15 protein-coding genes are annotated in these 18,006 nt (G+C 65.5%); 10 read left to right on the forward strand and 5 right to left on the reverse strand.

Features of this window, described 5'->3' with window-relative positions; genetic code table 11:
* Nucleotides 1-42 precede the first annotated feature (42 nt).
* Both P0D77_RS16005 and P0D77_RS16010 read right to left on the reverse strand, forming a co-directional pair.
* Nucleotides 43-900 (reverse strand): DUF4097 family beta strand repeat-containing protein, encoded by an 858-nt coding sequence (locus P0D77_RS16005; RefSeq protein ID WP_277556116.1) that lies wholly within the window; start codon nt 898-900, stop codon nt 43-45.
* 221 nt (nt 901-1,121) lie between these two features.
* Nucleotides 1,122-5,507, reverse strand: coding sequence for a PAS domain-containing protein (locus tag P0D77_RS16010; protein ID WP_277556117.1), 4,386 nt, complete (start codon nt 5,505-5,507; stop codon nt 1,122-1,124).
* A 238-nt stretch (nt 5,508-5,745) separates the two neighbouring features.
* Here P0D77_RS16010 and P0D77_RS16015 point away from each other — a divergent pair, with 238 nt between their 5' ends.
* The 10 genes from P0D77_RS16015 (at nt 5,746) to P0D77_RS16060 (ending at nt 15,405) form a co-directional block, all read left to right on the forward strand.
* A complete protein-coding gene (locus tag P0D77_RS16015; RefSeq protein ID WP_277556118.1) occupies nt 5,746-6,075 on the forward strand; it encodes a DUF7344 domain-containing protein in 330 nt (109 codons plus the stop codon).
* A 114-nt stretch (nt 6,076-6,189) separates the two neighbouring features.
* Nucleotides 6,190-6,612: a DUF7344 domain-containing protein gene (locus P0D77_RS16020; protein WP_277556119.1), complete on the forward strand. Its 423-nt coding sequence runs from the start codon at nt 6,190-6,192 to the stop codon at nt 6,610-6,612.
* 80 nt (nt 6,613-6,692) lie between these two features.
* Entirely contained in the window at nt 6,693-7,427 is a 735-nt protein-coding gene (locus tag P0D77_RS16025; protein WP_277556120.1) for a competence/damage-inducible protein A, read from the forward strand.
* Between the two features lie 262 nt (nt 7,428-7,689).
* Nucleotides 7,690-8,295 carry a VOC family protein gene (locus P0D77_RS16030; RefSeq protein WP_277556121.1) on the forward strand — a complete coding sequence of 202 codons (606 nt, stop codon included), beginning with the start codon at nt 7,690-7,692 and terminating at the stop codon, nt 8,293-8,295.
* 114 nt (nt 8,296-8,409) lie between these two features.
* The gene (locus P0D77_RS16035) at nt 8,410-9,399 is read left to right on the forward strand and encodes a ring-cleaving dioxygenase (RefSeq protein WP_277556122.1); all 990 of its coding nucleotides are present in this window, start codon (nt 8,410-8,412) and stop codon (nt 9,397-9,399) included.
* Between the two features lie 108 nt (nt 9,400-9,507).
* On the forward strand, nt 9,508-9,813 hold the full coding sequence (locus P0D77_RS16040; RefSeq protein WP_277556123.1) for a HalOD1 output domain-containing protein: 306 nt from the start codon (nt 9,508-9,510) through the stop codon (nt 9,811-9,813).
* A 131-nt stretch (nt 9,814-9,944) separates the two neighbouring features.
* On the forward strand, nt 9,945-11,090 hold the full coding sequence (locus tag P0D77_RS16045; protein ID WP_277556124.1) for a tyrosine-type recombinase/integrase: 1,146 nt from the start codon (nt 9,945-9,947) through the stop codon (nt 11,088-11,090).
* Nucleotides 11,091-11,236: 146 nt separating this feature from the next.
* Entirely contained in the window at nt 11,237-13,789 is a 2,553-nt protein-coding gene (locus tag P0D77_RS16050; protein WP_277556125.1) for a cation-translocating P-type ATPase, read from the forward strand.
* A gap of 96 nt (nt 13,790-13,885) precedes the next feature.
* Nucleotides 13,886-14,314, forward strand: a complete 429-nt coding sequence (locus tag P0D77_RS16055; RefSeq protein ID WP_277556126.1) for a DUF2267 domain-containing protein — start codon at nt 13,886-13,888, stop codon at nt 14,312-14,314.
* Nucleotides 14,315-14,394: 80 nt separating this feature from the next.
* Nucleotides 14,395-15,405, forward strand: coding sequence for an aldo/keto reductase (locus P0D77_RS16060; RefSeq protein ID WP_277556127.1), 1,011 nt, complete (start codon nt 14,395-14,397; stop codon nt 15,403-15,405).
* A gap of 68 nt (nt 15,406-15,473) precedes the next feature.
* Here the strand turns inward: P0D77_RS16060 and P0D77_RS16065 are convergent, their stop codons facing one another.
* The 3 genes from P0D77_RS16065 to P0D77_RS16075 all read right to left on the reverse strand — a co-directional run bounded on the left by P0D77_RS16065 (nt 15,474) and on the right by P0D77_RS16075 (nt 17,956).
* On the reverse strand, nt 15,474-16,859 hold the full coding sequence (locus tag P0D77_RS16065) for a hypothetical protein (protein WP_277556128.1): 1,386 nt from the start codon (nt 16,857-16,859) through the stop codon (nt 15,474-15,476).
* A 69-nt stretch (nt 16,860-16,928) separates the two neighbouring features.
* The gene (locus P0D77_RS16070) at nt 16,929-17,651 is read right to left on the reverse strand and encodes a profilin-fold protein (RefSeq protein WP_277556129.1); all 723 of its coding nucleotides are present in this window, start codon (nt 17,649-17,651) and stop codon (nt 16,929-16,931) included.
* A 77-nt stretch (nt 17,652-17,728) separates the two neighbouring features.
* Nucleotides 17,729-17,956 carry a DUF7385 family protein gene (locus tag P0D77_RS16075; protein ID WP_277556130.1) on the reverse strand — a complete coding sequence of 76 codons (228 nt, stop codon included), beginning with the start codon at nt 17,954-17,956 and terminating at the stop codon, nt 17,729-17,731.
* Nucleotides 17,957-18,006: the final 50 nt, after the last annotated feature.

Genomic DNA, 18,006 nt, shown 5'->3' on the forward strand with positions numbered 1-18,006 from the left:
AGGTAGTTCGGTGCTGGCGGCGTTCGGCGGTGGAACTTCGTCTCAGCGTCGGACCGTCCGGAACGCGATGCGGCCGACATCGCTGCGGACGGTGAGGCGGTGACCGCCGCGGTTCTGTCGCCCTGCGAGGCGCGTCGAACTCCCGGACCTACGCGTGAGTTCCAGATCGGAGTCGATGCGACTCGACGTCTCGGCGACCAGATCGAAGTCGAGGTCGTTCGCTACGTCGACGCTGATGTCCCCCGCGAGCGTGCTGATGTCGACGCCGCGACGGATGCCGAACAGGTCGACGGTCACGTCGCCGACCTCCGAAGTGATGCTGTCGATGCCGGTCACGTCGACGGCGCGTACGTCGCCGACCCCCGACCGGACCGAGAGGAAGCCGTCCACGTTCTGTACGTCGATGTCGCCGACGCCACCGCGAACAATGGTGTCGCCACGTGTGTTGCCGATCCTGATATCGCCGACTGCGGACTCGACGCTCGCGACTGTGAGCGCCGTCGCCGCACGCGGAACACGAACGCTGATCGTCGCTGACTCGCGGTCGATAGCTCGAGTGCGGTCGCTGTCGTTGATCCGCGTGGCGACCGTGAGGACACCGTCTTCGACAATGTTCTTAACGACGATCCTGTCGAGTCCCACTTGTCCGTCGCCGGACGCTTTGATCACGTCGACGCCGATACGGTCGGTGGCTGCTCCTTCGACAGTCACGTCGCCGATGGCGTTCGTGACACGAATCGTCGAGACTGTCGCGGGATCGAACGATGCGGTCGAGCGTTCTGACACCTGATTCTCGACGGAAAACCCACCGAGACAGCCGGCCAGCGAGGTGGTTGCGAGGGTGGCTCCAAGACCAAGCACCGTTCGACGGGTGAGCGTGGGGGACTGCTTCTTGTTCATCGACAGGTTGGATGCTACACCCGATAATAACTGAGCGCAGAAACCCGCTTCTGTATGTGAAGTCGTCGCAGGACACGTGCTGTCTCTCTTTCAGCCAAGAATCTGCGTTTAGGGCGGACGTGGAGCCGACAACTGCCGCACATTCAATCGTTCGGCTCGTGTGCTGCGTCGCCGACAGGGCTAGGAGGGGTATGTGGGCACCGGGAGTGACTGCTTGTGCGTCACCGATCCGGGTCGTCGCGGACGAGCGGTGCGGTGTACACCGCGTCCAATACCTTTCGCTCGGCCTTCCGAAGGTGTTGGTGGAACGTCGAAGGGGCGACGCCCATCGACTTGGCGACCTCCTCGGCAGCCATTGCCCGCGGCCACTCGAAGTACCCACCGTAGTAGGCCGCTTCTAGCGCAGTTCGCTGGCGATCGGTGAGCGACGACCCGATTTCGTGACTGACCTGTTCTCTCGTCTCTCGCGACCTAGTGAACTGGCGGCGTCGCCGGAGATGCGTGACCGGATAGTGACGCTCGATGGTGTCCAACATTCCGCCGACGTCGACCGATGGAGCGAGCATAATCGTCGCGTTGAGGTCGCCGTCTTCGACGACGACTTCCTCGATGTAGCCGCCGCGGGCCGCGATAGCCGAGAACACGGGAAGGTCAACCGCGTGCAGTTCGATGCGGACGGTCTGTCCGCTCTCGAACGTCCGGACAGACTTCCACAGTGGGTTCACCTCGGCCAACTCCAGCAGATGCGGAACCGACTCGGAGTCGGCGGTGCCGTGGACGATGAACTCGCCATCGTCAAGTGGGATGATGTGATCGAATGTGTACCGGCCTGTCGGTTCGATAGCTGTTTCCAATGTTCCGTATACGTCGTCGATCTGGAACGTAATCTCGACGAGTTCATCGCTCACGAGTGCTAACTTGCGGTCAGCCGCGGCGATAGCGTGGCTGGCCACTGTCGCCACCTGTTCGATCACCTCACGTTCGGCCCGTCCGAAGCCTTCTGTCCGACTGGTGTGAACGGTCAAGACGCCGTACGACGTTTCGTCGTGACTGATCGGGACCGCGGCGAGCGATCCGAGTTCGTCTGCGTCCACTCCTGTCCTGTCGTGTGCTCCAGCCTCGTCGGCTTCAAGGAACTGTGGCATACCTGTCCGAAGTGCAGTTTCGGTGAGACTCCGGGCCGGTCGTTCGGGGTCGGTAAGAGAAAACTGGATTTCATTTGTATCGTCGCCAGCGACGACGCGTGAGTGAATCACACCGGCGTCGTCGTCAGCCTCGCCGATCCACGCGACCTCATATGAGTCCGACTCCGCCAGGTGCGCACAGAGCACGCGTTCGATCTCCGCGCGTGTCGACTGGTCGAGGACCGCGGCGGTGATCTCACGAGCGACGGTGTTGAGGCTGTTTACCGCTGCGAGGGCGGTTCGCTGCGCGTCGAGTTCGCGTGTCTGCCGGCGTCTGTCGATGGCTGCCGCGAGGACGCTCGCGACCGACTGGACGAAGGCGGCGTCCTCACTCGAGAACGCCATCGGTTCGGTGTCGTAGACCGCGAGGACGCCCCACGGGTCGTCGGACGGTCCGATCCGCGCGGTGATCCCTGCTTTGATCTCGTGGTCGACGAGGACGCCCGGGACGGTGAATCGAGACTCGTCGTCGATGTCTTCGACGACGGCTTCCCGACCCGTCCTGAGAGTGAAGCCAGCGTGGTGGTCGTCTGTGGCGTGGACCCACGTCTCTCCGACGATGCCCTCTTCCCAACCGACGCCGTGGGCGAGGTGGAGGCGCTCGCTGTCGCTGTCGAAGCGCATCGCCGTACAGTGACTCGTTCCGAGCGACTCACAGACGACGTCGACTACCCGCTCGATCAGTTCTTCGGCCGAGTCGTCGCCGAGGGCGTCCTGTCCCAGTCCGGCGAGACACTCCTGTTGACGGACGTGTTTCCTGAGAGTTGCTTCCGTCTCCCGCTGTTGGGTCACGTCGATGGAGATGCCCATCGCCGCGACGACCTCCCCGTCGGAATCGCGTATCGGGACGTACGTACTCTTGTACCGAACGTCGCCGACGGTCGTCTCGAACGTCACCGTCGACCCGTCGAGGGCCCGGCGGTAGTTCGCCGCGATCCGAGTGCCGATGCTGTCCGGAAGCACGTCGAGCACTCGCTCGCCGACGAGTTCGCTCACGTCGGCGGCCACGGCGTTCGTCACCTCTCCCCCGACGGTGACGTACCGGAGGTCGGGGTCCACGAGCGACACCGTCCCGTTGGGGAAGTTGTCGACGAGTGCGCGGTAGCGGCGGTTGGCGGCGGCCAGTTCGGCCTCCCGCTGTCGTGCCGCCGTCACGTCGCGGACGACGCCGACGCGTTCGCCACCTGCTTGCGTCGCCAGCGGCGTGACGATGGCCTCACCGACCCACGTCCGTCCCGTAGGCGTCGTGACCTCTACTTCGTAGGTAATCTGCTCCCGGTCACCGCTGGCGAGTCCGGTGCGGGCCTGTTCGACCCGGTCGACGCCTTCGTCGTCGAGGACAGTCGAGACGTGCGCTCCGATCAACGACTCACGGTCGCGACCGACGAGCGACGCGTACGCGTCGTTGACCGTCGTGTATCGGTCGTCCTCGTCGAGGACGAACACACCGTCTTCGATGGTGTCGATGATGCGCTCGCTGCGCGCTAGCTCCACCATTCGGTTCACCCGGTCGGTCACGGTCCGTGCGTACACGGACACGCCGGTAGCTGCGGGATACACTGAGAACTCGACCCACTCGTCAGCCTCTGTGAGATACTCTTGGAACCGAACCGACTCGGAGTCGTCCAGGTCGTCTAGAACTCGTTCCCGAAGTGTCGCCTCGACAGCGTCATCGAGCAACGTGGATACGTCGCGACCGACGAGGTCGGCATCAGTGTCGCCGAACATCGCTCGGGCGCGGTCGTTGAGATACGTCAGCCGCCAGTCCTCGTCGACGGCGAAGAACGCGTCGCTGATGCGCGCCAGCACGGTCGTCAGTTCCGTCTCGACCGTCTCCCGACGTTGCTCAATGCGGTTCGCCCGCGTCTTCTGTTCAGTGACGTCTTGGGCCGTCACGATTACGTGTTCGACGGTGCCGTCGGCGTCGAACACCGGCGAGGCGTTGACCGTCAGCCACCGCGTTCGCTCGCCTGACGTCTGTATCTGCGCTTCCCAGTCGAGGACGCGGTCGGCGGTGTCGAGCGCTCGCACCCCCGGATGCTCCGCGAGTGGAACCGCCTCGCCGTCGGCGTCGTACAGCGTCACCTCTTCGGGCGAACACGGGAGCGATGCCCCGTCGCTCAGTCCGAGGAGTTCGCGGCCGCGACCGTTGACGCGGACGTATCGCCCGTCGGTGTCGACGATGGCGATACCGACCGGACTCGCCTCCAGAACGCGGTCGACGTGGGGGTTGCCGCCCTCGAACGGCTCGCCGGGAGGGCGAACTCGCAAGATCGCACCGAGTTCGTCTGCGGCCGACGAGAGTAGGCCGACGAGACGCTTGTCAACCTCACGGGCGGTTCGCGAGAGGAACACCACGACACCAGTGACGGCGTCGTCTACACTGACGGGGACGGCCACCGCTGCTGACACGCCGACGTTGTCGAGTGCCGCCGCCCGCGACTCGTTCGGTTCGTCCTCGGCGACCGCAGACGTCCACTCCGGTTCTCCGCTCGCCCACACGCGTCCAGGTAGTCCGTCGCCCGGCCCGTAGCCGATCTCGCGAGACGCGGCCGCCACCTCCTCGAGTTCCTCCCCGACGTATGCTGCGTTGATCTGATGCAGATCGCCGTCGTCGTTCGGGAACCACGCCTCTGCGTACTCCCACTCGGTAGTCTCACAGACGAGTCTGAGTGCGGCCGTCACGCCCTCGTCGCTCGCCTCGGCGGTGGCGACGGCGTGGGCGGTCTCGTATAGTAGTGTCCGCTCTACGTCGGCGTGGCGGTGCTCGGTCGTGTCTCGCGTCACCGTCGCGAACCCGAGATGTTCGCCGTCGGGGCCGGTGATCGCCGAGATGGTCACCTGCGCGCAAAAGCGCGTGCCGTCCTTCTGGCGTCGCCACCCGCTCGTCTCGTATGACCCCTCAGAGAGGGCGGTCGCGAGGTTCCGTTCTGGAAAGCCAGAATCGCTGTCGGCGGCCGTGTAGAACAGCGAGAAGTGCTCGCCGATAACGTCGGCTGCGGTGTATCCCGTGATTCGTTCTGCGCCCGCATTCCACGACGTGACGAGCCCATTCGGATCGAGACTGAATATCGCGTACTCCTCGACGGCGTCAACGAGGAGTCCGTACTCGCCGGTGCCGGTCGGGCTCCGCACTTCGGCATCGCCTTCGGTGTCTGCGGCGTCAGCCGTTCCGTTCGCTTGCTCGTCGGTCCGGGTTACTCCCGGTGCGTACGTGGCGATGCGCCACCAGACGCGGGCGTTCGCGCCGACCTTCTTGGTTTCTATCTTGCCCAACTCAGCGAGTCGCTGTAACCGGTTGTAGGTGGTGCGCCGTCCAACGTCGAGGGAGTCAGCCACTTCCGGCGTCGTCCGCGGTTCGCCGTCGACCCCAAAGACGGCGAGGGTGTCACGCAAATCCGCGTTGAGTCCCTCCGGTGTCATCTGGAAGCCTATGTCGCGGGGAGTATATTGCAGTTCCGTCGACGGAATGATTCGGTGATGCTGAACTGTCGCTAATCGGAACGTATCTGGAATTCTGCCGATAGCGTGCGTGTGAGAGGAATCTCCTCGAAAATTGAACATGTCTCTCGAACGGTACCGAAGTACTACTAGCGTAGCCTTAGGCCGGTTCGGTTACTCCGCTGTAGTATCCGAGGATGCCGGGAACTCGGTATCAACTATGCCCAACACGACAACCGCCCTCACGAACGCCGGTGTCAGTACCGCCGACTTGACCATCAGCGAACAGTACCGCCTGATCGCGAACGAGCGTCGTCGCCTCTTGATCGACGTTCTCGCCGACCAACCGACGGCGCTCTCGCTTGAGTGCCTCGCAGCGACACTCGCCGAACGGGAGACGGGTGAGCAGGTCCCATCCGAAGACGTCATCGAACGGGTCGCGATATCGCTGCACCATGCCCACCTCCCGAAACTCGCCGACTACGGGCTCATCGAGTACGACGCCGAGACGAACTGGATCGATCCGTGTGGAATCGACGCTGCCGAGTGACTCGTCGCTCACGCATCTGGGGTCGCCGAGACTCTGCCCCACGCGGTCGAACAGGTTCGACCCGATCGAGTGCCAAATTATATATCAGATTATTATGTATAAATTTACATACGTATGACAAAGAAAGATGGCGCAGGAACGGAGCGTAATGCCTCTGTGGGGCGAGCGCCGCCGCACTTGCGTCTCTCCCGCGCCGACTACGTCTTCGAGGCGTTGCGCGAGCGCCGCAGACGGGTGATCTGTCGTATCCTCCAGACGACAGACGACCGAGAGATCGAAGACCTCGCGATGGACGTCGCGACACACGAGTCGGACGACGACGAACGGACCGTGACGAACAACGAGTGGGAGTTGGTGTTCGCGTCGTTGTATCACTCGCACATCCCGAAACTCGACGACCTCGAGGTTGTGACGTACGACGACACCACTGGCATCGTGAACCCTGGCCCGCGATTCGAACCGGTGGCGGACGTGCTTTCGGCGGTCGAGCGGGTGTTGACCGTCGGTGACGACTTTTTGCCTCGCTCCGACGAGTGAGCGTACACCAACATCTCGTCGCCGGGTTTCGGTGACCGGTTGCAGGCCGCTTTTGTCGCTGCTCCACTTCGGGAGGCTGTATGAACGTCGCCATCCTCACCATCGGTGATGAGGTGCTCGCCGGCGAGACGGCGAACGCCAACGCACACTGGCTCGCCGGAGAGGTGACGCGCAACGGTGCCCGCGTCCGCCGAATCCTGACGATGCCTGACGTGCGTGCCGATATCACCGACCGCGTTCGCGCGTGGGCCGACGAGTTCGACGCCGTCATCGTCACCGGCGGTCTCGGCGGCACGCACGACGACGTCACCGCCGACGCCATCGCCGACGCGTTCGACCGTGACCTCGTCGTCGACGAGGCGGTTCGCACCGCCGTCCTCGAAACCGTCGCCGCCTACCGCGACGCCAACCCCGAGGTGGTCGACGAACACGACCTCGACATCGACGTAGCCGCGTGGGCGGCGCTCCCTGAGGGGGCACGCCCACTGTTGAACGACGAGGGGTTGTGTCCGGGATTCGTCATCGAGAACGTGTACGCGTTTCCGGGCGTGCCCGCAGAGGTTCGAGCCATCTTCGGTCTCGTCGCCGCCGAATTCGCCGGCGACGGCGTCGCGACGACGCTGTACACGCCCCAGCCTGAGGGGTCGATGACCGGCGTACTCGACGCGGCACGAGCGACGTTCGACGTCGCCATCGGCAGTTACCCCGACACGGAGGGCCACAATCGGATCACGGTCCGTGGCGACGACGCCGAGGCGGTCGCTACTGTAGCGGAGTGGCTTCGAGAGCGTGTGACCGTCGTCGACGACGCGTGACGGCGGACGGTTCGTACCCACCGCACGCGCCTTCCGCTACCCGTACGCTGTGGCTGAACGACCGCTCGTGGGTGTCCCGTTTCGCGTTGTAGTGCCGTCCCGTTTGGTGGCGACGTTCCGCCGGAACACCCGCGCTTGTTAACACGCCACATAGACATAACCACTTCGGCCCAACGATCCGTATGCCCGTCGCTGTCGGGCGACGACGGCGAGTTCGTCTGGGACGCGAGCCTACTTTCGGTTCCGGCACGTAACCCGTTCGATGACCGACGACGCCGTCTCCGCCGACCGACCCGACAGTCTGATGCACGCCGCTGGATGGGACCACGTTACCCTCGTCGGGAGCAACGCCGCCGACACCATCGCCTTTTACCGCGACGTCCTCGGCCTCCCGTTGGTGGTCCGACAGCCGAACCTAGACCGCGAGGCGGTCGAACACCTCTTTTTCGACGCTGGCGACGGCCGCCTCGTGACGTTCTTCGTCGACGAGTCGCGCGACTCCGTCGAAAAGCAGGACCCGGATATCGGTGCGGTCCACCACCTCGCCTTCCGGATCGAACCCGACGAACTCCCCGGCATCCGCGACCGCCTCCTCGACGCCGGCCACGAGATTAGCGAGTTCGACCGCGGGGCGTTCCACTCGCTGTACACGCACGACCACAATGGCCTCGTCATCGAACTCGCGGCCGACAAGTACGAGATTCCCGACGACCGACGGGGCGAGATTCTCGCGCGAGCGCAGGCGGCCCGCGTCGCCACCGGCGACGAGTACATTGACTCCGCGCATCTGGAGGCCGCGATGGAGGAATTGGGATTCGAAATCGTCCCGAATGACCTCCCGGACGCGGCGACCGGCCGCGACTTCTGACCGTTCGCTCGGTGGCGGCGTCCGGGGGGTAGCCGGTGCCTGGTGGCGTGCGGTTCGCCAGGTGACACGCACGTCAGCGCGTACTCAAGTCGCTTCGTCTCGTAGTTGGAGTCGATGACCGATTTCACACCCGCACAGGGTATTCACCACGTGACTTGCATCGCCGGCGACCCGCAGCGAAATATGGACTTCTGGACCGAGACGCTCGGCCTCCGCCTCGTGAAGCGCTCGATCAATCAGGACGACCCGAGCACCTACCACTTCTTCTTCGCAGACGCGGAGGGGACGCCCGGCACGAGTATGACGTTCTTCCCGTGGGAGAACCTCTCGCAGGGGAAAGTCGGATCCGGGCAGGTGTCCAGAACCGCCTTCCGCGTCCCCGAGGGGAGCCTCGACTACTGGGAGGACCGCTTCGACGAGTACGGCGTCGACTACGACGACCGCGTCGAGCGATTCGGGGAGACGGTCCTGCCGTTCCGCGACCCTGACGGCCTCCCGATCGAACTGGTTGCCGTCGAGATTCCCGACGACGACCCGACTGTCCCGTGGACCGCGTTCGTCCCTGAAGAACACGCTATCCGCGGGTTCCACTCCGTGACGCTGTGGCTGGCGAACCCCGACTCGACGATGGGGCTCCTGCGGACGATGGGACTGGAGGAGGTCGGCACCGAAGAGTCACCGGGCGACACGCCTGGCGACGAGCGCACTCGCTTCGCTGCTGCCGGACCTGTCGGCAAGTACGTCGACGTACTTCCGACGATACAAGCGGGACGGCAGGGGCACGGCACCGTCCACCACGTCGCGTTCCAGACGCCGACCGACGAGGATCAAGATGCGATGCGACGGGCGGTCAGCGGCGAAGGTCTCTCACCGACCCAACAGATCGACCGCCACTGGTTCCGGTCGGTGTACTTCCGCGAGTTCAACGGCGTCCTGTTCGAACTCGCGACGAGCGATCCGGGCTACGACAGCGACGAACCCCTCGACGAACTCGGCGGGCGACTCGTCCTCCCCGGGAAGTTCGCGAGCCAACGCGAACAGATCGAGGCCGGTCTTCCTGACGTGACTGTCCCACGCACCGACGCCGTCGAAGCCGACGACTGAACGGTCGGACGACTACGACTCTTCGGTTCGCTGCCTACCAGACTCGAACAGGTCGTTGTAGTTTTTGCGTGACACTATCGTTATACGCTTGCGCCGATATGTACTAGTATGACAGAGTGGTCGATCGGAACCGGCGACGGACCCGGTGAGCGAGCACTCGTGTCACAGCGACAGTACGACTGGGGGATGACTACGCCCGTCGAGGGTATCGTCGAGACGGTTGCAGAGGCGACTGGACGCCCGTTCGATACGCTTCCACCGCTCGAACACGTCATCGACACTGGCGCCGTCACGGCGTTGCTCGCTGCGGCCGGTCGGCGCGGTCCTGCGGACGGCGTCGAGATATCGTTCAGATATGAGGGCTTCCTCGTCACGGCGTACAGCACCGGACGAGTCACCCTGTACAGCGACTGACCACGACGCTCGGAGGTGAGGAGTCTACGGTCGGTATCCGTCGCGGCACTTGTGGCTCGTATCGATCGGCGACGAGCGCCGCTGCCGTGTCAGGTGCGTTTATGTCGCGTGCGCCTACTACCTGAACGAGTATGAGCCAGGGCGACGACGCACCGACGACACCACGACGGGTCGCCCCGTCGACGACGCCGGCAGCGGCGCTCGCGGCGTTCGTCGGACACGTCGGGAAGGGGGGAACCGGCCGACACCGCGGCGAGGTCGAACGCGTCGTCGGCGGGTTCGTCGACCGCGTCAGCGACGCCGGGGTCGACCGCGTCGGCGACCTCACCGACCGCCACCTCGAGGCGTACGCAGAGTACCTCGCGCAGCGAGCGTGGGCCCGCGAGGACGACCCCGGTGCCGGCATCACCGGGCGGACAGCCCACCAGTACTACGCGCTCGTCCGCTCGTTCTGTGGCTTCCTCCACGAACGCGATGCGCTGGAGACGAACCCCGCGACCCACGCCGTTGCGACAGGAGCGCTCCCCGACCGGAGCGTCGGCGTCCGCGAGGACGACCGCGAGCAGTTCTGGAGCGCCGAAACGCGCGAGGCTATCGTTCGCTGGATGGACTGGCGAACCGAAGACGCACTCGACCACGGGTGGCTCGACTCGGCGCGCGCCACTCGCGACCGGGCGCTCGTCGCCGTCCTCGCGTACTCCGGTGCTCGGGGTGCGGAACTGTTTCGCGACCCGCAAAACGAGCGAAGGCAGGGGATTCGTTGGCGACACGTCGACATCGACGAGGGGACGCTTCGCGTGTACGGCAAGTCGCAGGAGTGGCAACGGACGCCGTTGCTCAACCCGGGTATCGACCGCCTGCGTGCGCACTACCGTCGACAGGACCCACCGACCAACGAGTGGCCGGTGTTCCCGACGAATCACTTGCCGAGTCTCTACGCGGTGGTTCGCGACGCCGAGTCGGTGGACACCGAGCCAACGAAGGAGACGGTGTGGGACCTACTTCGCGAGAACGACCTCGTCCCACCGTCGCTGTCGACGGCGGGTGCCCGGACGCTGCTGAAGGACCTCTCCGCCGAGAGCGGCGTCACAGAGGGGGGAGAACCGCTCTTGCCACACGGTGCGAGACGAGGACTGGGCGACACGCTGTACGACATGTCGGCTGAACTCGCACAGGAGGTGCTCCGCCACCAGTCGGTCGAGACCACCCACCGGAGTTACCGCGACGACGACGTCGAGCGACTCCGGCGGGCGGCCGAAGACGCGCTAGACCGCTGAGTTCGAGCGCGTAACCGGGGTGGTCGCGTCGGCGCTCCCGAAGCACACGGGTACGCGAATCGCCTGTCACGCTTATTGTTCGCCCACGCGACACGTCGATGCGTGGGCGCTGCTCGCTTCCGACTGCACACGTCGTGGCCGCCAAGATGACCGAGTGGCACGCGGCGGACCCCGACGCGGTTTACGCCGAACTCAACACCGATCCGGCGGGGCTGACCGAGGCCGAGGCCGCCGCTCGCCTCAGTCGGGTCGGACCGAACGAACTCGATAGCGACCGGGGCCAGTCGTGGTGGCTGCTGTTGCTCGAACAGTTCTCCAGTCCGTTGATCTGGGTGCTCGTCGCGGCGGCGACGGTGTCGGCGCTGGTCGGGAATGTGGTCGACGCGGGACTCATCACCGTCATCGTCGTCGCGAACGGCGTCTTCGGGTTCGTACAGGAGTTCCGTGCGGAACGAAGTATCGAGGAACTCCGGGACCTGTCGTCCCCCACCGTGCGCGTCCGTCGGGACGGAACCGACCAGCGGCTTCCGATGGCCGAACTCGTCCCGGGCGATGTGGTCGTCCTCGGGCAGGGCGACGTGGTCCCGGCAGACGCGCGGGTCGTCGACGCCGCTAACGTCGAAATCGACGAGTCCACTCTCACCGGCGAGAGCCTCCCAGTGGCGAAAGGAACGGACTCCCTGCCGGTTGAGACACCGCTCGCAGAACGCACGAACCTCGTGTTCCGGGGGACGAACGTCACGCGAGGGCGGGCCGTCGCGGTGGTCGTCGCCACCGGGATGGACACCGAAGTTGGTGCGATCGCAGAACAACTCGGCCTCGCGGTCGATCGATCGACGCCGCTCCAGCGGAGCCTCCACACGCTCGGCAGGCGGCTAGGCGTCGGTATCGTCGGACTCTCGGTGATACTGGTTCCCGTGCTCGTCTGGGGCGGGACCGCCCCGGTGCAGGCGGCGTTGACGGCCATCTCGCTCGCGGTCGCTGCGGTCCCCGAGGGGCTTCCAGCAATCGTCACGGTGACGCTCGCACTCGGCGTACGGCGGATGGCCGGCGAGAACGCCCTCGTCCGGCGACTGACCGCCGTTGAGGCGCTCGGGTCTGTCGACGTCGTCTGCACTGACAAAACTGGGACGCTCACCGAGGGTCAAATGCGCGTGACCAGGGCGTGGGTCCCGGGCGTGACGGTCGACCTGCCCGTGAGCGACCGATCCGACGACCCACGACTGGACCGCCTGTTCGAGATCGGTGCGCTGTGTAACGACGCGTCGGCCGACGACGGCGAACCGACCGAACGGGCACTGGTCGCGGCCGCCGCCAACCACGGTCTCGACGTGGCCGCACGCCGGGCGGCGCGCCCGCGACGCGACGAGCGGTCGTTCTCGTCTGCCCGCCAGCGGATGGCGACCGTCCACGACGACGTCGTGTACGTCAAGGGTGCCCCGCGGACGGTGCTGGACCGGTCGACTGCCGTCCTCACGGCCGACGGCGTCGTCCCACTGACGCCCGAGCGACGCGCCGACGCCGAGACGGTACTCGACGCGTTCGCTGGCGACGCGCTCCGAGTCCTCGGGTTCGCGTACAAAGCCGCCGACGACGGAGACCCCGAGACAGGGCTGACGTTCGTGGGCGTGCAGGGACTGCTCGACCCGCCTCGCCCGGAGGTTCGCGAGGCAATCGCCGACACCCACGCTGCGGGCATCTCGGTGAAGATGATCACGGGCGACAACCCGGTGACTGCGCGGGCGATCGGTCGGCAAGTCGGGATCGACTCTGCGGTGCTCACCGGGACGGAGGTCGAGGCACTCGACGACTCGGCCCTGCGCGAGCAAGTCGCGACGGTCGACATCTACGCGCGGATGACGCCCCAGCACAAGGTCCGCGTCCTCCGCGCACTCCGGGAGTCGGGGCACACGGTCGCGATGACCGGCGACGGCGTCAACGACGCACCGGCGTTGAAACACGCCGACGTCGGCATCGCGATGGGGACGCGGGGGACGGACGTGGCGAAGGGTGCGAGCGACATCGTCCTCGTCGACGACAACTACGCGACTATCCGGAACGCCGTCCGGCGCGGTCGGGCCATCTACGACAACATCTGGACGTTCGTCGCGTACCTGTTGAGTGCGAACGCGGCCGAGGTGCTCCTCGTCGTCGTCGCCTCGCTGTTCGGCTACCTCGTGCTCCCGGCTGCCCAACTGCTGTGGATCAACTTACTGACCGACGGCTTCCCTGCGTTGGCGCTCGGCTCTGATCCGCCCGCGGACGACGTGATGACGAGAGCGCCGCGTGGTGCTGACACGAGCATCGTCGACGGCACGATGCTCAGAATTATCGCCGGGTTCGCGGTGACCGTCACCGTGGTCCTCCTCGGCGTGTTGTTCTACGCACTCGATGGAGCGGCGACGATGACGCCGTACGCGATGACGATGGTGTTCACCGGCTTCGTCGTCTTCGAGTTCGGGAAACTGTACGTCGTCCGGGCGACTCGTGGGACGCCCGTTCGCTCGAACGCCTGGTTGGCCGCCGCGGTCGTGGTGTCGCTTCTCGCACACCTCGCGGTGCTGTACACGCCGCTCGCGTCGCTGTTTGGGACGGTCCCGCTCGGACTGTTCGACTGGGGTATCCTCCTCGGCGCGTTGGCGTGTACCCTCCCGCTCCTCGTCCTCGTCGGTCGGGTGGCGCGACGCAGTGAGGCGTGACCCTCGCTCGTCGACACGGTCGACGCTCGGTCGGTCGCTTTTCGACCCACTGGAACGACCGCGCCGAATTAGCGGCCCGAGGCCGGTGTGGTATGTATGGATTTCGACGAGTTCACCGGGGCGGTCACGCACCGACTGGAACTGTCCGGCACTGGCGAGGCGGTTCGCGCGACGCGGGCGACGCTAATGACACTCGGTCGTCGGATCCCTGTCGACAACGCCGAGGACCTCGCGGCGTCGCTCCCGATGGAGGTGAAGTGGTATCTGACTGGCGCGCCGGCGGAGCACGGAACCCGATTCGACTGGAACGACTTCCTCGACGAGGTGGCAGCGATCGAGAACGTCGACCGGGCGACCGCCGCGTACCACGCGCGTGTTATCGTCGACCTCGTGCGGACGCTCGTCCCCGAGTCCGACTTCCAGCAACTGCGAGGCCTCCTTCCGGAGGCCGAGGACGACGAGAACTGGGGATCGCTGTTCGAAGTGGTCGACGCGGGTGGGTGGGAGAAGTGGGGTGACGCCTGACTGGGGCGGTCGTCGCGGAGTAGCCGCCCCCGGTTCCGCCTCCTGAACGCTTTTGCCGCCGACGAGACAACACAGACTCGATGACTGACATCGATGACGTAGACTTGGAGTTCGTCCAGTTGGGCAACACCGGCATCCAGACCAGTGAACTCCAGTTCGGAACGTGGCGCTTCGGCAAAGAGACCGAAGAGGGGAACGTCGAAATCGGCGAACAGCGCGCCCACGAACTGCTCGACGCGTACGCCGACGCCGGCGGCCGCTATATCGACACCGCAGACGTGTACGGCGGCGGCGAGAGTGAGCGATGGATCGGCGACTGGCTTGCAGACCGCGACCGCGAGCGATACACCATCGCCTCGAAGATATTCTGGCAGATCCGCGACGGCGACCCCAACAGCCGTGGGACGAACCGCAAGAACATCCGCCACCGCATCGACGCGCTTCTCGACCGCCTCGGCACTGACTACGTCGACGTGCTGTACATCCACCGCTGGGACGACCAGACCTCGGCGCGGGAACTGATGAAGACGCTCAACGGCCTCGTCGAGGACGGCAAGGTCCACTACCTCGGCGCGTCGACGATGCGGCCCGACGCTTGGAAGATCGCGAAGGCGAACGAGATCGCCCGCGCAGAGGGTTGGGAGCCGTTCTCGGTGCTCCAGCCGCGATACAACCTCGTCGACCGTGAGATCGAGGGAGACTACCTCGAGATGGCCCGCCACTACGACCTGGCCGTCTGTCCGTGGAGTCCGCTCGGACAGGGCTTCCTCACGGGCAAGTACAGCCGCGAGGAGGGCCTCACCGGCGAGTCACGCGCAGCGGAGTCGAGTCGCTTCGCCGACGCCTATCTCACCGAGGAGAACTTCGACGTCCACGACGAGCTGGAGGCCGTCGCCGATGAGGTGGACGCGACGGTCGCACAGACGGCGCTCGCGTGGCTGATGCACCGCGACGGCGTCACTGCCCCCATCGTCGGCGCGCGGACGTTCGACCAGTTGGCCGAGAACGTCGCCGCTGCCACGGTCGACCTCTCTGAGGAGCAGGTCGGCCGTCTGACCGAGGCGAAGGGCGGCCCCTACGCCGGTCTATGAGACGACGGACCGGTCGACTGCCGTAGACTCCTGACCCTGCGTCGTCCGGAGAAACAGACGGTGTGTCCTCACTCACCATCGTCACGCCAGCGTTCGAACGCTCGGCCACCGACGACGCCGAGTGCGGTCCCCGCGATCGCTCCCGTACCCACGCCAACCGCATCGATCGATCGATCACCGCGGTCCTCGGGATGCACTCGTTCGATGCGGTCGGTCCCGTCGGGTGTGACGTGGAGGTCGTACTCCTGGACCGACCCGCGCGTGACCGACTCGCTCAGCGTCTCGTCCACTCGGGCACCGTTTCTGTCGGCGACGACCGCGCGGAGTCGGTACGTCGTGTCGGCATCTGCAAGGATGCGGATACGGTAGGTACCCGGTGTGATCCCGTATCGAGTTCTGATCCGCGGGACGGTGCCACGTGCGCGGTCGATGTGGTCGCTGCGGATGCGTGCCAACGGTCGGCCACCGTCGGACTCGACGATCCACAGGGACACGTCGTCGGAGTCGACGCGGATCTGTGCGACCGGGAATAGGCCGTCTCGTACCGTTTCGGCGGTGACCGTGACGTGATCAAGTGGACCCGCGTTTGCGCGGCCTGTCAAGCGCTCGATCTGGTCGAATCGCGTGTACAGCATCCCCGTGTACGGGCCGTACGGGGTCATCGACAGGTCGTCGCCGTCGGAGACAAATCTGAGTGTGTCGACGCGGTTCTCGTACGTCCGGGCCGTCCTGTTGGGGTCGTACACGCGCACTTCGACGGCCTCATCGGACTCGCTGACGTCATACGCGAGCACTTGGTGCGCCATCAGCGACCCGTCGAACAGGACGACCGACGCAGAGCCGATCTCGTCGATGACGGCGCGAACGTCACGAAGCACCGCGCGTTGGTCCAGCCACGCTGGTCGGAGTATCACACGTCGGGCGAGCCACGACCCGAAGCGGACGAACTGCGTCGCCTGTCGGTCTACGATCTCGCGGTAGACCGGCGCGTCGGGCGAGTCGAACGGCACCGTCGGGTCGCGTATCTCACTGGCGTTTCCGGCGTCGACGGGGATCGACGCCGGGTCGGTGTGGTACGTCTGGGCGGTCAGCGCCATCCCGTAGCAGTGGCCGTTCGTCCCGGCACGCTGCGTCACCGCGGCCCGCAGTTGCGTCGCGATCACGTCGACGACGCTCTCGGGGAAGCCACTCGGATCGATGGACAGTGAGGCGCGAGCCGTTCGCCGCCACTGTGTCTGCACCTGGTCGCGAAGGGTCGCTCTCGACGGGTCGGGAGGTGACTCGAAGTACTGCGTCTCCGTGCCCCAGTTTCGGAACCCGAAGCCGTGTCTCGCCGGGTCAAACTGTGAGGCTGCCTGCGCCCCGCTCGCGATGGCCGATCCGAGCAACGGAACTGTTGCAGTGATGGCAGCAGTCGACCGAAGCGCCTCTCGACGGGTGAGTCGACGTGTCACGGTCCGACCGATGCAGACTCCGTATATATCGGTTCCGTCACCGATATGGTCTGGATCGATGTCCGATACTCAGATCTCAATCCGCTCCAGCGACGCCTCCAGTGATTCAACCTCCTCGTTGTACGCTTCCACAAACCCACGGAACGCGGGCGCGTACTCTCGGACGTCGGCGGCGGCGGGTGCCTCGTACTGCGAGATGAGATAGATACCACCACTCCCGCCAGCGCGGAGGTACGAGACACCGTCGCGGTCCCACTTCAGTTCCCAGCGTGTCCCGTCGACGCGGGCGGTGAACGTGCCGTAGTCGCCGCCCTCCATCCGGTGGAGTTCGCCGGCGATCCGGCCGCATATCTCTGCGACTCGGTCCAAGACAGCGTCACGCTCTGCGACGACCGTCTCCGTCGTCGCGGCATCCGGGGCATCGACGACGACGTCGTCGAGGAGTCCCTCCAGCGAGTCGACGTAGGCGTTGTACGACCGGACGAACGCGTCGTAGTCGACAAGTGCGGTCTGTAACTCCGCCGGGTCAGGGGGGCGCTTCGTCGAGACGACGTACACGTCGCTACCGCTAGACGGGTCGAACTTGAGGAACTCCAGGTCACCGCCCTCGTACTTGACAGTCCACGTCCCGCCGTCGGTGTCGAACTCGCGTCTCCCGTAGTCGCCACCCTGTAAGAGTGCGAGTTGGTACGCGATCCGACCGGCGTGGTCACGGACGGCTTCGACAACCTCGTCGCGTGCGTCGGCGACGGCGTCCGCGTCCGTTGGATCGACTGGTGGCCATTCGGTCACGGCCGAGGTTGGTGACCGGCCGTGTTAACGCTCGTGGTCCGGTCGGCCTGATCGGATTCCGTAGGGTCGGACGCCACTCAACTGTGGGTGAAGATGTACGCCTGCCCGTCGTCGACGCCGACACACAAATCGAGTTGCTTCGAGAGGTCAAGACTCGTCGGGTTTTGCTTGCAGACGACGAGGTCGTCGAACGGGTCGCCACAGGAGGGACACGCCACCGAGACAGTGTTCTGGTACGACTTGATCGCGGCGTTGTCCTCTCGTTTCGTGAGCGACGTGAGCAGTTCGTCCGTGTCGATGTCCATACGTCCATCGTGTGGGGCATCGTATTTGTGTTTTGTCGCGGGGGAACGAA

Origin of the sequence: Halobaculum limi (genome assembly GCF_029490015.1) — an archaeon.
Taxonomy (GTDB): Archaea; Halobacteriota; Halobacteria; order Halobacteriales; family Haloferacaceae; genus Halobaculum; species Halobaculum limi.

Coding starts and splice junctions, on each gene's coding strand:
- P0D77_RS16045 (WP_277556124.1), top strand. CDS start 9,945: ATGAGCCAGGGCGACGACGCACCGACGACACCACGACGGGTCGCCCCG.
- P0D77_RS16030 (WP_277556121.1), top strand. CDS start 7,690: ATGACCGACGACGCCGTCTCCGCCGACCGACCCGACAGTCTGATGCAC.
- P0D77_RS16035 (WP_277556122.1), top strand. CDS start 8,410: ATGACCGATTTCACACCCGCACAGGGTATTCACCACGTGACTTGCATC.
- P0D77_RS16005 (WP_277556116.1), bottom strand. CDS start 900: ATGAACAAGAAGCAGTCCCCCACGCTCACCCGTCGAACGGTGCTTGGT.
- P0D77_RS16010 (WP_277556117.1), bottom strand. CDS start 5,507: ATGACACCGGAGGGACTCAACGCGGATTTGCGTGACACCCTCGCCGTC.
- P0D77_RS16015 (WP_277556118.1), top strand. CDS start 5,746: ATGCCCAACACGACAACCGCCCTCACGAACGCCGGTGTCAGTACCGCC.
- P0D77_RS16020 (WP_277556119.1), top strand. CDS start 6,190: ATGACAAAGAAAGATGGCGCAGGAACGGAGCGTAATGCCTCTGTGGGG.
- P0D77_RS16050 (WP_277556125.1), top strand. CDS start 11,237: ATGACCGAGTGGCACGCGGCGGACCCCGACGCGGTTTACGCCGAACTC.
- P0D77_RS16060 (WP_277556127.1), top strand. CDS start 14,395: ATGACTGACATCGATGACGTAGACTTGGAGTTCGTCCAGTTGGGCAAC.
- P0D77_RS16055 (WP_277556126.1), top strand. CDS start 13,886: ATGGATTTCGACGAGTTCACCGGGGCGGTCACGCACCGACTGGAACTG.
- P0D77_RS16075 (WP_277556130.1), bottom strand. CDS start 17,956: ATGGACATCGACACGGACGAACTGCTCACGTCGCTCACGAAACGAGAG.
- P0D77_RS16025 (WP_277556120.1), top strand. CDS start 6,693: ATGAACGTCGCCATCCTCACCATCGGTGATGAGGTGCTCGCCGGCGAG.
- P0D77_RS16040 (WP_277556123.1), top strand. CDS start 9,508: ATGACAGAGTGGTCGATCGGAACCGGCGACGGACCCGGTGAGCGAGCA.